We start from the raw sequence: 18,385 nt of genomic DNA on the forward strand, positions 1-18,385 counted from the left end.
AAGGCAAAACGAATGAAGATGTACGGCCTGGATATCAAGACGCGCCGCACGGATCCGCCGCACTTTCACGGCGTTCCCCCGACCTTCGCCGCCGACGTGTTGGCCGCCGGCCTGGACCGTGACCGCCAGGCCGCCACGCGCGTGAGGAACTTCGTCACCTCGGCAAAGTTCGCCGTGAACAAGGCCGCCGTACCGGGCGCCATCCCTACCGAAGGCCGACCAGATCTCTACCTGGACGCCCCCGGCTCCAGCACACCTCTTCTGGACACGACGATGGCTCCCGAAGGCATCACTGACGGCGCCCCGCAGATCGTCCCTCAGTGGACGTCTGAGGGCTCGCTTGCGGGTGCGCATACCGAAGGCCAGGCGCCCGCCTCCGGGTCTTTCGTCGTCTCGGGCGAACACGGTCACCCCGGCGCCGATCTCCGGTGAGGTCACCATCACTCGCGAGGTCTTCGACACGAAGGGCGCGCTGAGCGCCAATAACCTGGTGTGGTCGCGGATGCAGGCCGCGTATCTGAAGGTGGCCGAACAGCGCGCCGCCGCTGCCCTGGCCGCCGCGACCCTGACCGCCGTGCCCGCAGTCGGCGTGAACACCGCCCTGGTTGATGGTCTGTCGGGCGCGTTGTTCTCGCTCGCCATGGGTGAGATGACGCAAGACCTGACAACCCTGCTTCTGGGGACCGCCCTGTCGGCGCCACTGGAGGCCGCGCGATCCACCGCCGGTGAACGGCTCGTCTCGCTGATCGCAGAGCAGCCACCGCGCATGAGTCTGGCGTCCGTGAGGGAACCGTGGCGTGTTCGCTGGCCGCGTCCTACTTGATGCGTCCTGGCGCATTCCTGTCGCTGGTTTCCGCCCCGAGGCGCCTGGAGTTCTCCAAGTCCGTGGAAGGCGTTCAGGTGGCCATCTGGGGCTATTCAGCGCACACCCCGGTGGACCCGACCGGCATCCGCCGGATCACGTACGCACCCGCCTGACAGGTGCCCACTGCAACGAATAGCCCGGACCTCTCGGAGGCCGGGCTATTCGTCGTGCTGAAGCGCGCTCAATCGCGGGCATGGTGGGGCTGCGGTAGGGGGCAGGGGACACCCCGGGGCAGCTCTATCCCTACCTTCTTCTATGCGCGATCGCATTAAGAGAGAGGTAGGTAAAGCCCGCCCCCGGGTGTCCCCTGCCCCCCTAGGAACTCCAGCGAGGGGCACGGGGCACCTTCGGGGCACGGTTTCCCTACCTTTCTCTAATGCGCGATCGCACTAAAGAAAGGTAGGAAAACGCCGCCCCTGTACTGCCTCCTGCCCCTCGCCATACAATCCACTGCCGCGTTGGTGAGCCGGGCTCACAGCCGCTCGCCAGTCGCCCGGCCTCAACCGTCAACGCGGCAAGGCGATCGTCAGAACCAACCGCCCTCGTCCTCGTCCAACGGCTCCGTGGGCCAAGGTGCCCATTCCGCGCCCTGAGGAAGCCGTTCGGCGCCAGACACAAGGAAGTCAGTAGCAACCGCCAGGAGCACGTCCAGCTCAACTAGCGAGTCAGCCGGGAAAAGATCCAGGTGTCCGGCGTACTGGTACCGGATCGGATCAGGGTCGGCGTCGCCTTTGGCGTAGTGCCGATCCTTGCCGCTGATGAAACTCACGCTGCCTACCTTGCGGTCGGCGAGGACACCAATCCGCAGCTCGTGGTCAGCTCCACCGATGTCCAGCTTGGGACGCTCCGCGATGTAGAGCGTGACGACCGACGACTCTTTCGGCTGGGTCAGCATGGCGCCGAGCAATCCCCGCACGTCGTCGGCGGTCCGGATCTCGACGGGGCTTTCATCGTGCTCGTGCAGGTAGTAGCCCCTAGCGGTGAAGCTCATTGCTTGCCCCTTCCGTAGAACGTCCACGGACCTCCGTTGGGCCAATGGACCGTGAGTTTCGCTCCCGGTGGAAGGAACAGCTCAACCCACTCCGAGCAGCTCCGCTCACCCGGACACGGCCGGTTGTTGATGAAGATGGTCTCATTCCGTAGTCCTCGCTCCCGCATGAACATGGCGAACTTGATCTCGACATGCGACGTGCTGGACATGGGCGGGAGACCCAGCCGTCCCGCGTGATCGTCGGCAAGCTTTTGGTAGTGGCCGTTCCCGCTCACCAGGGGCTTTTCCTGACAGTCGCCGTCCGTCCACAACCCTCGCGTCTTTCCCTCGTCGTTCTCCCGCACCGGCAACCGGCGGATGACCGCCTGCGCGTCCGGATCGCCACCGTCGTCCGGCGGGCGTGTCACCGTCGATCCCGGCTTTGCCGATGCAGTTGGCTTCGCGCCGCCTACGGCCGGACCACCTGTAGGTCTGGCAGCATCCCGAATTCCTCCCGATGTCGGCCCGCCGCCGGTGTCGCCCACCATCTGCACGGCCCAGTTCCGGGCCTGCCGATACGCGATCTCACAGAAGTGCGCCGCCTTCTCACACTCGTTCGCGGCAGCGTCCAGATGGTAGGCAGCAGCCTGCAACGCAGGACTCCCGCTCGACAGACCACCGACAAACCCGGCCACCTCCCGACATCGCCGGGCTCGCTCCTGCAACGCCTCTATGACCCGGGGCATCAGGTCAAGGCAGGCAACCAGGTCCCCGGCAACCCTCTGCAACTCGGACGGCATGCGCGGCTAGAGCTGCTGGGCGTACTGCCCGCACTTGTGAGACGCGATCTGCAATGACTCGACCGCCGAAGCCAGCGACTTGGACGCCGCATCCAACACCTCGGCGATGTCGCGGTCAGCACCGGTCGCCGACCCCTGGATCAGGGCAAGCACTTGTTGACTGGCCTGGCTGAACTTGTTCTGGAAGCCACCGAGACTGGCGGCCCCTTGGTTGGCATCTTGGGCAACGGCATGCAACTGGCCGCGTAGCTGTTCGACAACGGACATTCCCTGCTCCTCACGCTTGAAGAAGTGGAACGGCGTGCGGGCGCAGTGGCGCGGTACGCCCGCACACCGGGTCTTGGGAGTCCTCGGCGCGGTGTCGCGAGGTGTCGGACACCGCGCCGAGGTACTCAAGCGGGCGACCAGTGCACTGCGGCACATGCCGCAGTCGTGGACGACAACATCGCCAGTAGCCCGCCGCATCAGTTGCCGCCCAACGGCAGGATGCGAAGGTCGGCCGCTCGTTCTAGCCGCGCCTTCAAGTCGGCTGTCACGGCAAGAGACCTGAGATGCTCCTCACCGGGAATCAGCACGCACGTGACGCCGTCCCGAATCACCGCGTCAACCAGGGAGGCGAACGCGTCCGGCCTTTCCGGCCTCTCGGTGAAGACCTTCTCCAAGCGATAGCCGGAACGGCTGGCGTAATGCGCCATCCATCCTCGGACGTCTGCTGCCTCCCGTGCCGATCTGAAGACCTGCTCATGGACAAACGCGTACAGCGCTGGACGTGTATCGCCTCCAGTCACGAGGCTGCCGCCACAACGAGATCCGGGCAGGTCATTCCTCGGCCTCGCGTCGCAGTCTGAGTGCGAGCGCCCGTGCATCGGCCTTGGAAACGCTCGGGCCGGCGGAGACGTTGATGAGTTCCTCAAGGTCGTCCACAGCCATTCCCAGTGCCTCATCCCACCCGTGCCCGTAAGCCCGCTCATAGGGCCACCTCGCCCACGACTCCATCCGACGTAGCCACCGACGCCACCCCATTTGCCGTTCTCCGTTCTGCCTCTGCCCTGGGCTCGCCCCGCGTTCTTCGCTGCCGCGCTGAAAGAGCCGGAGGTAGCCCTCAGCGCTGGTGAGGCCGCGCTGAGGGCCACTCGTGCGGTCCAGGGGATTTCCCCGCACACGCAGAGCCCGGCCGTCCAACCGGTGCTCTGCTCTCCGTCGTACGGGGAGCGGACTGCAAACCGCCGCACCCCGTACTCATCTCCGCAGGCCGATCCGCCCGAAGGTTTGCGGAGGTTTGGAGCGAGGCGGGTCAACGCCTCGGAACCGTCACCCGCCCCACTGCTCATGGAGTCACTCTTCGTCTAGCCACTCGGCGCCCGACGCGTCCTTGTGGTGGCCCTTGTGGTGGCCGCTGATGCATCGCCGTCCGGTCATCGGGTTGGTGCCATCGCACGGTTCGTCTGCATGCAGAACAGGCCAGCCGCGCGGGCTCCCGTCGACCTCCGAGGGGGTTTCGTCGTGGCCACCGGCCCACTCCACCCCGTCGACAACTTCGTGTGTGGACATGCCGTCAACGATCACGGATCGCCGAACTATGCTGAACTGACTGGTAGTACGTGTTATTGCACTGACCGTGAGCGGGGAGGGTGTTAGCTCAGGCGATGGCGGCATCCGAAAGTCGTACCGGCATGCGGGGTTTGGTGAGTCCAAGCTCCGAGGTTGGCGTGGTCTCAGGCTTTGTCCTGAAACTGATCCGTGGATCGATCGGCCTCACTCAGACCGATATGGCTGAGCGCCTCGGTGTGGACATCAGCACGATTCAAGGCTGGGAGACCGGCAAGCGGCCACTGACAGCCCAGCGCGCTGCCGACTTGCTCCGTCTGAAGACGCGCCTGGTCATGCTAGGGGGCGCCCGAGCTGCTGTCGGAACGTTGCAGGACGCGATCGAGGCCGACGGCATCCTTTCGCTGGCGATCGCAGCAGGTGGACAACCCATCAGCGTGGATTTCAACCCGCTTGCTGCTGCGGTCCACCGGCAGAGGCTTGTTCACATGATCACCTGGCCGTTCACGGGCATCTTGCCGCCACCTCTCCGGGACCTCGTATTGACACCCGCGAGAGGGCCCGTCGCCAAACACCCGATTCTCTCCAGTGGGGACCAGGCTCGTTTCTTCGATCACCTGTTGGCGACCGTCGACTCTCGGCAATCAGCTCAGATGCCCGTGCTGCGCCGCCAGGCCACGTACCTGTTGGGGTTCGATCGGCGTAAGGAGTCCGCCGACTGGCTCGCTGCTGAACATCAGCGTGCCTTTGTTGCCGGGTCACCCTCGGCGGACCTGCCTGCTGGCATCGCCGCTCGGTCCGCGACGGTCGCACTCGCCCGTCATGGAGACAGCGATCCCTTGCGTTACTTCATCAAGCACACCCTCAGCCGAGAGGATCACGCAGCAGCCAATCTGGCTTATTGGGCCTACTGGCTGGGCGAGATCACAGAGTCCTACGCGGACGACTCGTACCTGATCGCTGGGGCAGATGAGCACGGCTGGGCGGGAGGCCGCCTAGCCGCGCACCTTCTGAAGCACCTGGACAACGACGTGCACAGTCATCTGAACATTCACAGCCTGTGGGTGCTGGTCCTCGCACGGCCCGATCTGCTGAGGCGGGATCACAACCTCCGGCTGAGGACCGGCGACCGTGTTGAGCAAGCTCTCGATGCGGGGTTCGACGGCGAGACGCGGGACGAGTTGATTAACTTGCGGTGCGCTGTGCAACTCGCTGGCCGCTGACGAAGGGATGGACCGTGGCAGACAACACGACCGATCAGGACGCTTCGGGCACCATCGCCTTCGCCTACGAGATGGGCGTTCTCAAGCGCCTTCGCCGCGCGGGCTGGTGGCATGCCGGAGTACGCGATCCTGAATCTGTCTCTGAGCACAGCCTTCGCGTTGCCCAACTCGCAGCACTGATCGCCGCTGAGGAGGGTGGCGACCCGGCCCGTGCTGCGTACATGGGGATGTGGCATGACTCGCAGGAGACGCGCATCGGCGACATTCCGCACAGCGCCCGCCCGTACGTCGAGGTGGCGTCCAACGAACGGATCACCGAGGACCAGATCGCAGGGCTACCCGATCGTGCGGCCAAGAGCGTGCGGGACGCCGTAACGGAGTACGAGGCCTGCGAGACGATCGAAGCTCGCTGTGCCAAGGACGCGGACCGGCTCGAATGCCTGATGCAAGCCGTCGAGTACCAGGAAGCTGGCTACACCCGAGTCGACGGCTGGATCGAGTCCTCCCGTTCCAAGATCAAGACAGACTTCGGCAAGCGGCTCGCCGAGGCCGCGCTAACGGTCTCACCGCTCGCCTGGCGCAACCGCTAGCGCCCGGCCTCAACGGCCCTCAGAAGGGCGCCTGCCGCCTGCCAGGCGCAGCAGTAGCCCCGGCAGGCACACGGCCACAGGTTGCGCGTAGACCGTGGAGCGCTGATACGGTCAGTAGGTCATTTCTGGCCCACCGAACAGCTGCGAGTTCCAGAACAGCGTGCGGAGCCCGCGATCGCGCCAGATGTACCGCCACCCTGCAGCGACGTCGCGCTTGCCAGGCCGTGCGACCGGCTCCGGCTCAGGCTTGCGAATGCGCCGGACCCCAACCGCCGAGAGCAGGTACGACACGGCATCGATCACCAGCGTCAGCGGAGCGCCGACCAGACTGACCAGCGCACCACCGATCGGCGGCCCGACACTCAGCGTCGTCCAGGTAGTCGACTCGAACCGGCTGTTCGCCTCGGCCCGCCCCTCGACAGGCACCAGCGCCTTCAAATGCGCGCCACTCGCTGCTGTGAAGGCGATCACTGCTGCCGACTGCACCACGCCGACCACACATAGCTGTGGATAAGTCAGCGCATCGAAGGCCACCGCGACCGGCACGCTCAGCAACGCGACGAACCGCACCACATCCGCCGCGATCATGACCGGCCGCTTGCGCCGCTGCTCGATCAAGTCCCCCATCGGCAACGCCAGCGCGGCACCCGCCAGCGCCGACAATGCGGCCAGCAACGCCACCTGGAAGGTGCTCACGTCCAGCACGAGGACAGCGATCAGCGGCAGCGCGCCGTACCCGATCCCGCTCCCGATCGCGCTGATCGCATAAGCGGCCCACAGCCGCCGGAAGTCCTGACTCAGTGACGGCACGCGCCCGAGCGTAGAAGCTGCCACCGACATTTAGCGCAGGTTGAGTCCACCGTCGAGCATGATCACTTCGCCGGTCAGGTAGGAATGCCCGACGATCGACGCGATCAGGTCGGCGACGTCCGCGGGTTGGGCGGGGCGGCGCATCGGGCTGAGGGTTTTCCACAGGGTCTGGGCTTCGGTCCAGTCCGCTGTCATGGGGGTGTCGACCAGACCGGGGGCCACTGCGTTGACGCGGACCTCGGGGCCGAGGGCAGCGGCCAGAAGTTTGGTGACGTGGTTGAGGGCGGCCTTGGTCGCCGCGTAGGCGATCGAGCTGCCTTTGGGGCGTACGCCGGCATGGCTGGTGACGTTGACTATCGCGCCGTGGGACTCGCGGAGGGCGGGCAGGGCCGCGGTGCAGAGGAGCCACGGTGCGATGAGGTTCACCTCTAGGAGACGGCGCCAGTCCGCTGCCGACAACCCATCGAGCTCCGCATGCGGCACCGGCCAGCTGATGCCGGCGTTGTTCACCAGTACGTCGAGCCGCCCGAACTCAGCAAGCACACGAGGCACCAACCCAGCGGCCTCGGCCTCCTGCGACAGGTCTGCCTGCAGATAGGACCCACCCAACTCGGAAGCCAGCGCGACCCCAGCATCCCGGCTACTGCGGGAGTGAACCACCACAGCCAGACCGTCAGCAGCGAACCGTCGTGCCGTCGCCTCCCCGATCCCAGAGGTCGACCCGGTCACCAGCGCCACTCTCTGCATGGCCCCCACCCTAGGAGGAGCGGTAGCGCAGACCATCCATCAGCAAGTCGAGCAAGCGACCGGCCTGCTCGCGATTGGAGCTCGCTGCGAGCGCAACCCCGCTCAGGCTCATCAGCACGTCCTCGGAGGAGAAGTCCGGCCGAATCTCGCCGGCCGCGGCCGCCCCCTCCAGCAGGGGCTGGATCGCTCCGGTCAGCAGCTCGAAACTGTGCGCGTACGGATCTGCTCCAGAGGCGATCAGTGCCCGCAGCGCGTCGGCCATCCCGATCTTGCGGGTCATGAAATCGACGAAGCGATCCATCCACGCTCGAGTCGCCTCGACCGGCGGCATCGCAGCGAGCAGCTCGGGCGCGGCCGCGCAGACGGCGGCGAGCTCGCTCCGATAGACCGCCTCGACCAGCGCCTCCCGGGTCGGGAAGTGCCGGTACAGCGTGCCGATCCCGACCCCGGCGTTCTTCGCGATGCCTTCGAGCGTCGCGTCCGGGCCGCACTCCGTGAAGGCCTTGCCGGCGGCGTCGAGCAGCAGATCGCGGTTGCGCTGGGCGTCCGCCCGCAGCGGCCGCTCACTGGTCGCACTCATCCCGATCCCCCTCTCGACGCCTTCGCTACGCCCCAGAACCTAGCCGACCCAGGCGTGGGCTGGTGAAACGGAGGATCCTCCGGTTAACTGGGGATCTACCGGAGGCTCCTCCGGTTAAACCATAGCTCGGACAGGGAGAGTCGGATGAGCAGAATCACCACCCCCTTCACTCGCGAATCGACCGCCGCGGAGGTTCTCGCCGGTGTCGATCTGACCGGCCGCCGGGCCGTCGTCACCGGCGGCGCGTCCGGCATCGGCGTCGAAACCGCCCGAGCCCTCGCGGCCGCCGGCGCCGAGGTCACGCTGGCCGTCCGCAACGTCGAAGCCGGCGAGAAGGTCGCCGCCGACATCACCGCGACCACCGGCAACAAGGGCCTGTACGTCGCTCCGCTCGAGCTCGCCGATCGCGCCTCGGTCCGAGCGTTCGCCACCAACTGGCAGGGCCCGCTGCACATCCTCGTCAACAACGCCGGCGTGATGGCCGAGCCGCTGAACCGTACGCCGGAAGGCTGGGAGCACCAGTTCGCGACCAACCACCTCGGCCACTTCGGACTCGCCCTCGGGCTGCACCCCGCGCTGGCGGCAGCCGGGGACGCCCGGATCGTCTCGGTCAGCTCCTCGGCCCACCACCGGGCCGGCGTCGACTTCGACGACATCCACTTCGAGCGTCGCCCGTACGACCCTTGGGTCGCCTACGGCCAGTCCAAGTCCGCGAACGTGCTCTTCGCGGTCGAGGCAGCCAAGCGCTGGGCGCCGGACGGCATCATCACCAACGCGCTGATGCCCGGTGGCATTCGCAGTGGCCTGCAGCGGCACATCGACGAGGAAGACCCGGCTCTCAAGGCGACCTTCGAGAGCTTCCCGTGGAAGTCGACCGAGCAGGGCGCCGCGACTTCGGCCCTGCTGGCGGGCTCCCCGCTGATCGACGGGATCAGCGGCCGGTACTTCGAAGACGTCAACGAGGCCGAGCCGACCGTAGTACCGGGCATGTCCGGGGTAGCCGAGCATGCGCTGGACCCGGAAGCCGCGAACCGCCTCTGGGAGATCTCCCTCGAGACTATTTCTTACCTGAGTTAATTATCGTACGGTCCCTCTATCTGCTCTCGATGGAGGGACCGCCCCGATGATCTCCACTCGTGTACTGCGCATCGCCCTGGTGCTGCCGCTGCTCGCAGCGGTCGCACCAGGCACGACCGCCGAAGCCAGAACCACCACCGAAGCCAAGACCAGCTTCGCCAAGCCCTTTGCACCGTCCGCGACATCGTCGTGCTGCCGTTGACGCCCACCAACAAGTGGGGCGGCAACTGGAAGGTCGACTACAGCAAGCCGTGCGCGCAGCCGTACTTCAACTCGATCATCGACAAGTACGCGTCCTGGGGCGTCGACTTCCTAAAGGTCGACGGGGTGACGGCCGACAACGTGCCCGACATCCAGGCGATCTCGCAGGCGATCGACCAGTCCGGCCGCTCGATCTGGCTGACCGCCAGTGCCTGGCCGGTCGACCTTGCGGCCGGCGACGGACTGCGGCCGTGGGCGAACGGCGTACGGATCGACACCGATGTCGAGTGCTACTGCGGTACGACGTCGACGTGGACCAGCTCGATCGACGACCGGTGGGCGGATCTGCCCAACTGGCTCAGCAAGGTCACCCCGAGCTACCTGCCCGATCTGGACTCGATGCCGATCAACAACAACACCGGCAGCGCACTCCAGGACGGACTCAACGACGCCGAGCGGCAGTCGGTGATGACGTTCTGGTCGATGGGGTCGGCTCCTCTGTACGTCGGTGGCGACGTCTACTGGATGGACAACTCGGCCATCGCCATCCTGACCAACCCCGAGGTGGTCGCTGTGGACCAGGCGGCCGTCCTGCCGACCCGCATCACCGCAGGCAACTCGCAGGTCTGGAAGAAGGTCATCAACGGCGTCACCTACGCCGCCGTCTACAACCTCGGATCATCGTCGACCAACATCACGGTGACCTGGAGTTCTCTCGGTCTGACTGGCAACAAGACCGTCCGCGACCTGGTGGCGCGGACGGATCTCGGCAGCTTCAACAGCAGCTGGACTGCCTCGAATGTGCCCGCTCACGGGTCTCGTTTGATCAAACTCAGCTGAGCGGTAAGCGGTCAGGTTCCCGGCTCGGCTACGGTCTGGCGCCTCGGGCCGGTAACCTGACCGACCGTGAGTGACTTGAGCATCCGGACCATCTCTGCCGAGCAGCACGCCGCCTACCTCGCGGCGCAGCCCTCGGCCAGCTTCCTGCAGACCCCTGGCTGGGCGGCGGTGAAGAGCGAGTGGAAGGCCGAGTCACTGGGCTGGTTCGATCCGGCTGCTCCCAACGATCTGCTGGGCGTCACCCTGGTGCTCTACCGGCAGATGCCGAAGGTCAAGCGCTACCTCGCCTACCTGCCCGAGGGCCCGGTGATCGACTGGGACGCGATCGACCTCGGCCGGTACCTCCGTCCGCTGGCCGCGCACTGCCTGGAGCAGGGCGCCTTCGGCCTGCGGATGGGCCCGCCGGTGCCGATGCGGCGCTGGCGCGCGCAGACGATCAAGGACGCCATCGCCGGTGGGCAGCAGCCCAAGCTCGGCGATGTCCGCCCGGATGTGATCGAGCCGTCCGGCGCGACCGTGGCGGCCCAGTTGCGCGCGCTGGGCTGGAAGGCGCCGCGAGCGGTCGAGGGCTTCGCGGCCGGCCAACCGCAGTACGTCTTCCAGGTGCCGCTGGCCGGCAAGACCGAGGAAGACCTGCTGACCGGGATGAACCAGCAGTGGCGGCGCAACATCAAGAAGTCGGCCAAGCTGGGGGTCGAGGTCAGCCTGGGCACGGCGGAGGACCTGAAGGCCTTCCACGCGCTGTACGTGCTGACGGCCGAGCGGGACCACTTCACCCCGCGGCCGCTGCCGTACTTCCAGAAGATGTACGAGGCGATGTCGACCCAGCCGGCCGACTGCTGCGACTTCCGGCTGTACATGGCCTACCACGAAGGCGATCTGGTCGCTTCGACGATCTGGGTTCGGGTGGGCGGTCATTCCTGGTACTCCTACGGTGCCAGTTCGACCGAGAAGCGAGACGTCCGTGGATCGAACGCGATCCAGTGGCGAATGATGAGGGACGCGCTGAACTCTGGCGCGTTCGTGTACGACCTACGGGGCATCACCGACACCTTGGACCCGAACGACTCGCATGTCGGGTTGATCCAGTTCAAGACCGGCACCGGCGGCGAAGCCGTCGAGTACGTCGGTGAGTGGGATCTGCCGTTGAACAAGGCGCTCTACACCGCATTCGACCTCTACATGAGACGGCGATGACAACATGCCCCTGATCCTGCACATCGATTCCGATCGATGGCGCGACCACCTACGTTCCACGTGGAACCCCGACATCGTCCCGGTCGCCAAGGGCAACGGGTACGGCGTCGGCAACACCCGGCTGCTGGCCGAGTCCCGCGCGCTCGGCGCGCGGACGGTGGCGGTCGGGACGTACAACGAGGTCCCGCCGGACTTCAAGGACGACGTCGTGGTGCTCACGCCGTGGCGGCCGTTCCTGGAGATCCCGCAGGGCAAGAACGTCATCCACACGGTCAGCCGGCTGGCCGACCTGGTCTCGATCCCGGCCGGCAGCCGGGTGCTGATCGAGGTCCAGACGTCGATGCGCCGGCACGGCATCGGTGCCCGCGAGCTGCGCCACACGATGCTGCTGAACGCGCTGGACCGGATCAAGTTCGAGGGCTGGTCGCTGCACTTCCCGATGGGCGCGGGCGGTACGTCCGCGAACATCAGGGAGGCTCAGGAGCTCAGTCGCGCCGCCCGCGCGGTCCGCAACGGACCGGTCTGGGTGTCGCACGTACCGGCGCAGAAGCTGGCCGACATCGGCGACAACGTGAAGCTCCGGATGGGTACCGGCCTCTGGCTCGGTGACCGCGGCGCTCTCACCGTGCGGGCGACCGTGCTCGACGTGCATTCGGTACGCCGCGGCGAACGCGTCGGCTACCGGCAGCGCCGGGTGGCCGGCGACGGGCACATCCTGGTCGTCTCCGGTGGTACCGCCCACGGCGTCGGCCTGGAGGCCCCGACCGCGGCGGCCACCGTCCGGCAGCGCGCGATCGCGATGGCCAAGGGCAGCCTGGACGCGGCCGGGATGGCGTTGTCGCCGTTCACGATAGAGGGCAAGCAGCGCTGGTTCGCCGAGCCGCCGCACATGCAGGCCAGCATGCTGTTCCTGCCGTCCTCGGTGGCCCCGCCGGCCGTCGGCGACGAGGTCGGCGTGGACGTCCGCTTCACCACCACGGTCTTCGACAAGATCTCGATGGACTGAGCCGGGGCTTGACTTCAGGTGCACCTGAAGTTCGAGCCTGGACGGTATGGGTGACTACGATTTCTTGGCAGGCCTCCGGCTCGGCGCCGGTGACACCTGTGTGGATGTCGGTTGTGGCGACGGGACCGCCGTCGCCGCGCTGACCAGCGCGCACGTCAAGGCGATCGGGATCGATCCAGATCCCGAGGTGATCGCCGGCGCAAGCAAGCGGACGCCCGGCGCGGTGTTTCACGTGGCACATTCCGACGACCTGCCCCTCGAGAACGAGTCGGTCGACGGCTACCGCGCCGCCAACCTCTTCCACCTGCTGCCGGATCCGCTGCCGACCTTGACCGAGGCCCGACGGGTACTACGCCCTGGCGGGCGGATCGCGCTGATCGGCCAGGACTACGGCTTCCTGCTGCTGGACAGCGACGACCAGGACCTGACCGACGTCATCGGCCTCGGGCTGGAGTCCCGGTCGGTGGCGCCGCGGGCGGCCCGGAGCTACCGCGATCTCCTCCTCGACACCGGCTTCCACCAGGTGGAGGTCGCCGTCCACACCCGGGTGACGACCGACTATCAGCAACTGGCCGACGACCTGGCGGACGCCGCGACGGCCTCGATCAAGAAGGCGCTGATCACCCGCGAGGACGCCGACGGCTGGCTCGCCGAGCAGGCCGATCGAGGCCGACGCGATCGCTTCCTCGCCATCGCCCCGATCCTCGTCGTCACCGGCACCCGCTAGCTAGCCGGTCTTCAGCCCACCGCGCCACGTGACGGTTGGCAGCAGGGCGCCGAGGTTCACCCGGTCCTTGTGTTCGGCGACGATCGGGAACATCGACTCGATCAGCGTGTCCGACAGCAGGTGCGGCTGCAGGCCGAGGCCGACCAGGCCGGTGTGCTTGACGTTGTAGTAGTGCTCGGGCTGCTCGACCCGGGGGTTCTCCAAGTGGTCGACCTGGACCGGACCGGGGAAGGTGTCGGCGACCAGCTCGGCAATCTCGCCGACCGAGAAGCTCTCCGTCATCTGGTTGAAGACGCGGAACTCGCCGGCGTCCGCCGGGTTCTCGACCGCCAGCCGGATGCACTCGATGGTGTCCCGGATGTCCAGCAGGCCACGGGTCTGACCGCCGGTGCCGTAGACGGTCAGCGGCTCGCCGAGCACTGCCTGGATGACGAAGCGGTTCAGCACCGTGCCGAACACCGCGTCGTAGTCGAACCGGGTCGCCAGCCGCGGATCGCGGATCGTCTGCGGAGTCTGCTGGCCGTACACCACGCCCTGGTTGAGATCGGTGACGCGCAGTCCCCAGACCCGGCAGCCGAACTCCAGGTTGTGCGAGTCGTGCACCTTGCTCAGGTGGTAGAACGAGCCCGGCTTCTTCGGGTAGAGCATCCGGTCCTTGCGCCCGTTGTGCTCGACCTCCAGCCAGCCCTCCTCGATGTCGATGTTGGGCGTGCCGTACTCACCCATCGTGCCGAGCTTGACCAGGTGGATGTCCGGGTCGACCTCGGCGATGGCGTACATCAGGTTGAGGGTGCCGATCACGTTGTTCTGCTGCGTGTACACGGCGTGCTGCCGGTCGATCATCGAGTACGGCGCGGCCCGCTGCTCGGCGAAGTGCACGATCGCCTCGGGCCGGTACTCGCGAAGTACCCGATAGACGAAGTCGGCATCGCACAGGTCACCGGTGTGCGCCGTGATCTGCTGTCCCGACACCTCTTGCCAGGCTGCCACCCGGGTGTCGAGGTCTTCGATCGGTACCAGGCTGTCGACACCGAGTTCCCGGTCATAACCTCGCCGCGCGAAGTTGTCGAGCACCGCTGTCTGATGTCCGCTGTCGGACAGATGCAGTGCTGTCGGCCACCCCAGGTAACCGTCACCACCCAGGACGAGAACGCGCACGGACCAACCACCTTCCGGACGGAAATGTTGCCTTTGTCCTGTCATGTGTACCCAGCTGATGGAGGATTCACCTGGTTGGAAGCTGGCAATCTCCTGTGAATCCGGTCGCAGCGGCAACCGTTGGGGCGGACGATGCAGAATGGGCTGGATGCAAGAACATGCCGGAGCCTTCAGCAACGCCACCGGGCGCGCCCTCGAGCAGGGCGGCGCCGACCAGCCGCGGTATCGCCGCTATCAAAGGGAACTGATCGCACCGTACTGCGGACGCTCCGTGCTCGAGGTCGGCGCGGGACTCGGCGAGTTCGCCGCGGAGCTGACCGGTCTGGACCGGTTGGTCGTCACCGACGCGGACCCGGGCGCGGTTTCCCTGCTGGACAAGCGTTTCAGCGACCGATCCGAAGTGGAGGCCAGACAACTTGCCCTAGGCAAGGACTTCGAGTTGGCCGAGCCGGTCGAATCGGTGATCGCGATCAACGTGCTCGAGCACATCGAGGACGACGCCGGCGCCCTGGCCGCGCTGGCGAAACTCGTCGTGCCCGGCGGCACCATCGTGTTGTGGGTACCTGGCTACCAGCAGCTGTACGGCGAGTTCGACCGTCGCGTCGGGCACTTCCGCCGCTACACACCAGCCACTGTCAGCGACGCGGTACTGCGAGCAGGCCTGACCGTGGAGGTCTCCAAGCCGGTCAACCTGCTGGGCGGGATCGCTTGGTGGGCAGCGGTACGGCGCGGTGGCAGTACTGCGCCCAACCCGAAGCTGGTGGCGATCTACGACCGGGTCGTCGTACCGGTCACCCGGGCGGTCGAGCGTCGGGTACGCGTTCCTTTCGGCCAAACCGTACTGTGCGTGGCACGTACTCCCGCAGCCAAGTAGTGGTCATCACCCGCGCGTAGTTGGCGCCGTAGACGAGTCCCGGTCCCTTCTTGCTCGTACCGTCTCCCCTGCGCCGCATGGTCATCGGCAATTCGACCACGCGGGCACCACTGGCCAGTACTCCGAGCAGCAGCTCCGACGACTGGTACTGCGGCTCCCGCAGCGTCACCTTGCAGGCAAGGGCCGTCCGCATCGCGCGGAACCCGAACGACGTGTCGGTCAGGTGCCGCCGGGTCAGAATCGACGCCAGGACAGCGAAAACGCGAACCCCGAGCCAGCGCAGCCTGCTGTCCGCGTCCTCTTCACCAAGCCGGCGGGAGCCGGTGACGAAGTCCGCCTTGCCCTCCAGGATCGGCTGCAGCAACACGTCGAGCTCGTCGTTGTCGTACTGCCCGTCGGCATCAGTAGTTGCCACGTACTCCGCTCCACCCTGCCCAGCAAGGTGATACCCGAGCCTCAAAGCGGCACCCTGCCCACGGTTGCGCGGGGCAACACAAACGTAGGCGCCCTGAGCTGCAGCGATCTCCGCCGTATCGTCCTCGGCCCCATCAACCACCACGAGCACATCAACCGGCAACCCCGCACAGGTCTTGGGCATATTCGCCAGCACCGCCCCGATGCCACCAGCCTCGTTGTACGCCGCAATCACCACCACGACCGGCGCGAAAGCCACCACGCCATGTCTGGCCCGAAAATCGTCCAGCGCCTCCGAATCAGTCTGCTCCGGATAACTCCCCAACGCCGGCCTCGCTTGATCCTTACCGAGAATGGCCCGCAACCCGATCGCCCCAGCGACCGGGAAGAACACCAACCCCGGCAGCTGATAGCGCCAGGAGAACTCGAAGGCCGCGGACCCCAGCAACAGGATCACCCCAGCCCCTGCCGGCAAGAGAGCTGCAGCACGAAGCCCTGACTGCTTAGCCCGGCCAACCCCCGCTACGGCGGCCAGTGCGATCAGTACCCCGAACCCCAGCGCCAGACCCGACGTGTACCCGCCGTTGAGCTGGTAGGCACGCAGTACGGCGGCCGGGCCGTGGTTGACGTGTGGCGCCTGACCACCCCACTCCTGCGAGGCCTCAGCGGTGTGGGGATCCTCGAGGTTCGGGTAGGTCAGCTGGAACTGCCAGCGCTCGAGCGGTACGTCGTCCGGCGAGGTGGTCTTGGTCGGCGCGAAGCCCTTGAGGAAGTCCTTGAGCGCGGCCCACGCGACATCGAACGGCTGATGCCTGATCACCAGCGAGCTGAACTCCTTGGCCAGCTCCTGCTTGGTGGTGCCGGGTGGCAGCGGTCCAGGCCAGTTCGGGTCGCCGTAGCGGTTGTGCGCGTACTTATCCACACCCAGTCGCTGGCCGAGCGGCTCCTCCGGGCAGAACAGCTTGGTGCCCGCGTCGAGCGGGAGCTTGGCGCAGTCGGCGACCTGCGCAGTCCGGCCGTAGAGGACTGTGACGTCCGAGCCCGAGACGGCCCACTTGCCCGTCTCGCTGTGCATGTACCCGACGTAGGCGCCGAGGACGACGGCGAAACCGGCCAGGGCGGCAGCGGTCCGCAGAAGGAGCCGACTGCGGTGGTGACGCCAGTCGGAGCCGACTACGACGAGGTACAGGACCGCAGCGACGATCAGGGTCAGGCCGATCGTGCGTACTGCGAAGGCGGCGCCCAGGAGGAGTCCTGCGAGCAGTGCCCGCTTCCAGCCGGGCTTGCCCCAGCCGAGCAGAGTCCAGAGGATCGCTACGAGCAGTACGGCGAAGGTGGTCTCCGACATGATGTTCTGCTCGATCTGCACCTGGTAGGCGTCGAGCAGAATCGGTGCGGCGGCCACTGCGGCCAGCCAGCGATAGACCGTGAGCCGCCGAGCCACTGCATAGATGGCGACGCCGATAGCCAGTCCGGCCAGGTGCTGCACGATCACCACGCCTGTGAGGCCGCCGAGGTCGACCAGTGGCTTCAGGACGAAGTCGTAGCCGATCGGGTTGAGCTGATCGGGCTTCAGGTCCTTCATGTTGGTCAGGTACTGGACCGAGTCGACGTAGATGATCGCCGGTCGGTAGGCGATGGTTGCCAGCACCCGCAGTACCAGGCCCGCCACCAGGAAGATGGCGAGCAACCAGTGCGTCCGCAGCGCCCTTCTCACTGGGCTTGGAAGTACTGCCAAGTCCGTGCCAAGCCGTCCTCCAGCGACACCGTGGGCCGGTAGCCGAGCGTCTCCGCGCTGGCAGACACGTCGACCACCACTGCCGGCATCTCGCCGGCCGGTGCCTCCACATGCTCAGCGGGCACTGCGGCGCCCGTCACCGTGCGCACTGTCTCGACCAGGTCGAGCACCGAGACCGAGTTGCCCGAGCCGATGATCGCGCGACCATCGAACCGGGTGTCGAGAGCCAAGAGCACGGCGGCGACCACGTCATCGACGTACACGAGGTCCCTGCGTTGCTGGCCGTCGCCGTAGACCTTCACCCCGGTACCGGCGAGGGCGGCTCGCATCATGCGCGGCACGAAGCTGTCCTTATGCGACATACCCGGGCCGTAGACGTTGGTGAAGCGCAGGGCAGCCGTCGCCACGCCGTAGCTACCGGAGTACGCCGAGAGCAGCATCTCGCCCGCTGCCTTCGTGGCGCCGTACGGCGTGAGCGGACGCAACGGCTGGTCGGCAGTGATCGTCTCGGTGCCGACATCGCCGACCACTGCGTTGGTGGAGGCCATCACGAAGCTGTCGACGCCGCTACCCCGGGACAACTCGAGCAGTACTTGGGTGATGGTGACGTTCTCGGCGAAGGTACGCATCGGGGCGTCGACGGAGCGCAGTACCGACGTCAGCGCCGCCAGGTGGACCACGGCCCGCGGCCGCGTCTCGAAGGCCGCGATGCAGACCTCCTGCTCAGCCAGGTCACCCGTGATCGCCGTGACCCCCTCATCGGAGGCCCACGACGCATCCGGCGGCTCCCGGTCGACCGCCGTCACCGGCAGGTCCCGCTCGCGCAGCGCAGCCACCACGGCCCGCCCGATGAAGCCCGAGGCACCCGTCACGAGCACCCTGTCGTCGAATCCGTCCATAACAGCAACCTACCGTCGCCGCTCCAACTCGCCGGTGGCCGCAAGCGGTCCGCGATGAACCCTTGACCAGGGGTGACGATGATGGGGAAGATCACCCCGGACGCGGGCTGACAACCTTGTC

22 protein-coding genes are annotated in these 18,385 nt (G+C 66.8%); 11 read left to right on the forward strand and 11 right to left on the reverse strand.

What is annotated here, in order from left to right:
* Positions 1-12 precede the first annotated feature (12 nt).
* Positions 13-432, forward strand: a complete 420-nt coding sequence (locus AB0M15_RS32990) for a hypothetical protein (RefSeq protein WP_363827000.1) — start codon at positions 13-15, stop codon at positions 430-432.
* Positions 347-823, forward strand: a complete 477-nt coding sequence (locus AB0M15_RS32995; RefSeq protein ID WP_363827003.1) for a hypothetical protein — start codon at positions 347-349, stop codon at positions 821-823. Before AB0M15_RS32990 ends, AB0M15_RS32995 begins: the two co-directional genes overlap by 86 nt.
* A 568-nt stretch (positions 824-1,391) precedes the next feature.
* Here AB0M15_RS32995 and AB0M15_RS33000 read toward each other — a convergent pair.
* The 5 genes from AB0M15_RS33000 to AB0M15_RS33020 all read right to left on the reverse strand — a co-directional run bounded on the left by AB0M15_RS33000 (position 1,392) and on the right by AB0M15_RS33020 (position 4,186).
* Positions 1,392-1,856, reverse strand: coding sequence for an Imm1 family immunity protein (locus AB0M15_RS33000; protein ID WP_363827006.1), 465 nt, complete (start codon positions 1,854-1,856; stop codon positions 1,392-1,394).
* Positions 1,853-2,635, reverse strand: coding sequence for a DddA-like double-stranded DNA deaminase toxin (locus AB0M15_RS33005; RefSeq protein WP_363827010.1), 783 nt, complete (start codon positions 2,633-2,635; stop codon positions 1,853-1,855). The genes AB0M15_RS33000 and AB0M15_RS33005 overlap by 4 nt, the downstream gene beginning before the upstream one ends.
* A 6-nt stretch (positions 2,636-2,641) precedes the next feature.
* Positions 2,642-2,902 carry a hypothetical protein gene (locus tag AB0M15_RS33010; RefSeq protein ID WP_363827014.1) on the reverse strand — a complete coding sequence of 87 codons (261 nt, stop codon included), beginning with the start codon at positions 2,900-2,902 and terminating at the stop codon, positions 2,642-2,644.
* A gap of 197 nt (positions 2,903-3,099) precedes the next feature.
* Positions 3,100-3,330, reverse strand: coding sequence for a hypothetical protein (locus AB0M15_RS33015; RefSeq protein WP_363827019.1), 231 nt, complete (start codon positions 3,328-3,330; stop codon positions 3,100-3,102).
* Between the two features lie 640 nt (positions 3,331-3,970).
* On the reverse strand, positions 3,971-4,186 hold the full coding sequence (locus tag AB0M15_RS33020) for a hypothetical protein (RefSeq protein ID WP_363827021.1): 216 nt from the start codon (positions 4,184-4,186) through the stop codon (positions 3,971-3,973).
* 95 nt (positions 4,187-4,281) lie between these two features.
* On the opposite strand from AB0M15_RS33020, the gene AB0M15_RS33025 reads away from it, so the two are divergent.
* Both AB0M15_RS33025 and AB0M15_RS33030 read left to right on the forward strand, forming a co-directional pair.
* Positions 4,282-5,406, forward strand: coding sequence for a helix-turn-helix transcriptional regulator (locus AB0M15_RS33025; RefSeq protein WP_363827027.1), 1,125 nt, complete (start codon positions 4,282-4,284; stop codon positions 5,404-5,406).
* Positions 5,407-5,420: 14 nt separating this feature from the next.
* A complete protein-coding gene (locus AB0M15_RS33030; RefSeq protein WP_363827030.1) occupies positions 5,421-5,996 on the forward strand; it encodes an HD domain-containing protein in 576 nt (191 codons plus the stop codon).
* 111 nt (positions 5,997-6,107) lie between these two features.
* Here AB0M15_RS33030 and AB0M15_RS33035 read toward each other — a convergent pair whose 3' ends face one another.
* From AB0M15_RS33035 to AB0M15_RS33045, 3 genes are read right to left on the reverse strand one after another with little or no spacing between them, the layout of a single operon-like run.
* Positions 6,108-6,806, reverse strand: coding sequence for an MFS transporter (locus AB0M15_RS33035; protein ID WP_363827032.1), 699 nt, complete (start codon positions 6,804-6,806; stop codon positions 6,108-6,110).
* A 30-nt stretch (positions 6,807-6,836) separates the two neighbouring features.
* The gene (locus AB0M15_RS33040) at positions 6,837-7,553 is read right to left on the reverse strand and encodes an SDR family oxidoreductase (protein WP_363827035.1); all 717 of its coding nucleotides are present in this window, start codon (positions 7,551-7,553) and stop codon (positions 6,837-6,839) included.
* Positions 7,554-7,563: 10 nt separating this feature from the next.
* Positions 7,564-8,133, reverse strand: coding sequence for a TetR/AcrR family transcriptional regulator (locus tag AB0M15_RS33045; RefSeq protein WP_363827038.1), 570 nt, complete (start codon positions 8,131-8,133; stop codon positions 7,564-7,566).
* A 144-nt stretch (positions 8,134-8,277) separates the two neighbouring features.
* On the opposite strand from AB0M15_RS33045, the gene AB0M15_RS33050 reads away from it, so the two are divergent.
* The 6 genes from AB0M15_RS33050 to AB0M15_RS33075 all read left to right on the forward strand — a co-directional run bounded on the left by AB0M15_RS33050 (position 8,278) and on the right by AB0M15_RS33075 (position 13,181).
* The gene (locus AB0M15_RS33050) at positions 8,278-9,210 is read left to right on the forward strand and encodes an SDR family NAD(P)-dependent oxidoreductase (RefSeq protein ID WP_363827041.1); all 933 of its coding nucleotides are present in this window, start codon (positions 8,278-8,280) and stop codon (positions 9,208-9,210) included.
* Between the two features lie 46 nt (positions 9,211-9,256).
* Positions 9,257-9,412: a hypothetical protein gene (locus AB0M15_RS33055; RefSeq protein WP_363827044.1), complete on the forward strand. Its 156-nt coding sequence runs from the start codon at positions 9,257-9,259 to the stop codon at positions 9,410-9,412.
* Positions 9,400-10,251, forward strand: a complete 852-nt coding sequence (locus tag AB0M15_RS33060; protein ID WP_363827047.1) for a hypothetical protein — start codon at positions 9,400-9,402, stop codon at positions 10,249-10,251. The genes AB0M15_RS33055 and AB0M15_RS33060 overlap by 13 nt, the downstream gene beginning before the upstream one ends.
* A 66-nt stretch (positions 10,252-10,317) precedes the next feature.
* Positions 10,318-11,448 carry a peptidoglycan bridge formation glycyltransferase FemA/FemB family protein gene (locus tag AB0M15_RS33065; protein WP_363827050.1) on the forward strand — a complete coding sequence of 377 codons (1,131 nt, stop codon included), beginning with the start codon at positions 10,318-10,320 and terminating at the stop codon, positions 11,446-11,448.
* Between the two features lie 4 nt (positions 11,449-11,452).
* Positions 11,453-12,454 (forward strand): alanine racemase, encoded by a 1,002-nt coding sequence (locus tag AB0M15_RS33070; RefSeq protein ID WP_363827053.1) that lies wholly within the window; start codon positions 11,453-11,455, stop codon positions 12,452-12,454.
* Between the two features lie 46 nt (positions 12,455-12,500).
* Positions 12,501-13,181, forward strand: coding sequence for a methyltransferase domain-containing protein (locus AB0M15_RS33075; protein WP_363827056.1), 681 nt, complete (start codon positions 12,501-12,503; stop codon positions 13,179-13,181).
* Here the strand turns inward: AB0M15_RS33075 and AB0M15_RS33080 are convergent, their stop codons facing one another.
* Positions 13,182-14,339 (reverse strand): NAD-dependent epimerase/dehydratase family protein, encoded by a 1,158-nt coding sequence (locus AB0M15_RS33080; RefSeq protein ID WP_363827058.1) that lies wholly within the window; start codon positions 14,337-14,339, stop codon positions 13,182-13,184.
* A 148-nt stretch (positions 14,340-14,487) separates the two neighbouring features.
* On the opposite strand from AB0M15_RS33080, the gene AB0M15_RS33085 reads away from it, so the two are divergent.
* Positions 14,488-15,213, forward strand: coding sequence for a class I SAM-dependent methyltransferase (locus AB0M15_RS33085; protein WP_363827064.1), 726 nt, complete (start codon positions 14,488-14,490; stop codon positions 15,211-15,213).
* Here AB0M15_RS33085 and AB0M15_RS33090 read toward each other — a convergent pair.
* Both AB0M15_RS33090 and AB0M15_RS33095 read right to left on the reverse strand, forming a co-directional pair.
* Positions 15,131-17,344, reverse strand: coding sequence for a glycosyltransferase family 2 protein (locus AB0M15_RS33090; RefSeq protein ID WP_363827069.1), 2,214 nt, complete (start codon positions 17,342-17,344; stop codon positions 15,131-15,133). The genes AB0M15_RS33085 and AB0M15_RS33090 overlap by 83 nt on opposite strands.
* Positions 17,341-18,264, reverse strand: coding sequence for an NAD-dependent epimerase/dehydratase family protein (locus tag AB0M15_RS33095; RefSeq protein ID WP_363827073.1), 924 nt, complete (start codon positions 18,262-18,264; stop codon positions 17,341-17,343). Before AB0M15_RS33095 ends, AB0M15_RS33090 begins: the two co-directional genes overlap by 4 nt.
* Between the last annotated feature and the right edge of the window lie 121 nt (positions 18,265-18,385).

Origin of the sequence: Kribbella sp. NPDC051718 (genome assembly GCF_040681515.1) — a bacterium.
Lineage (GTDB): Bacteria > Actinomycetota > Actinomycetes > Propionibacteriales > Kribbellaceae > Kribbella.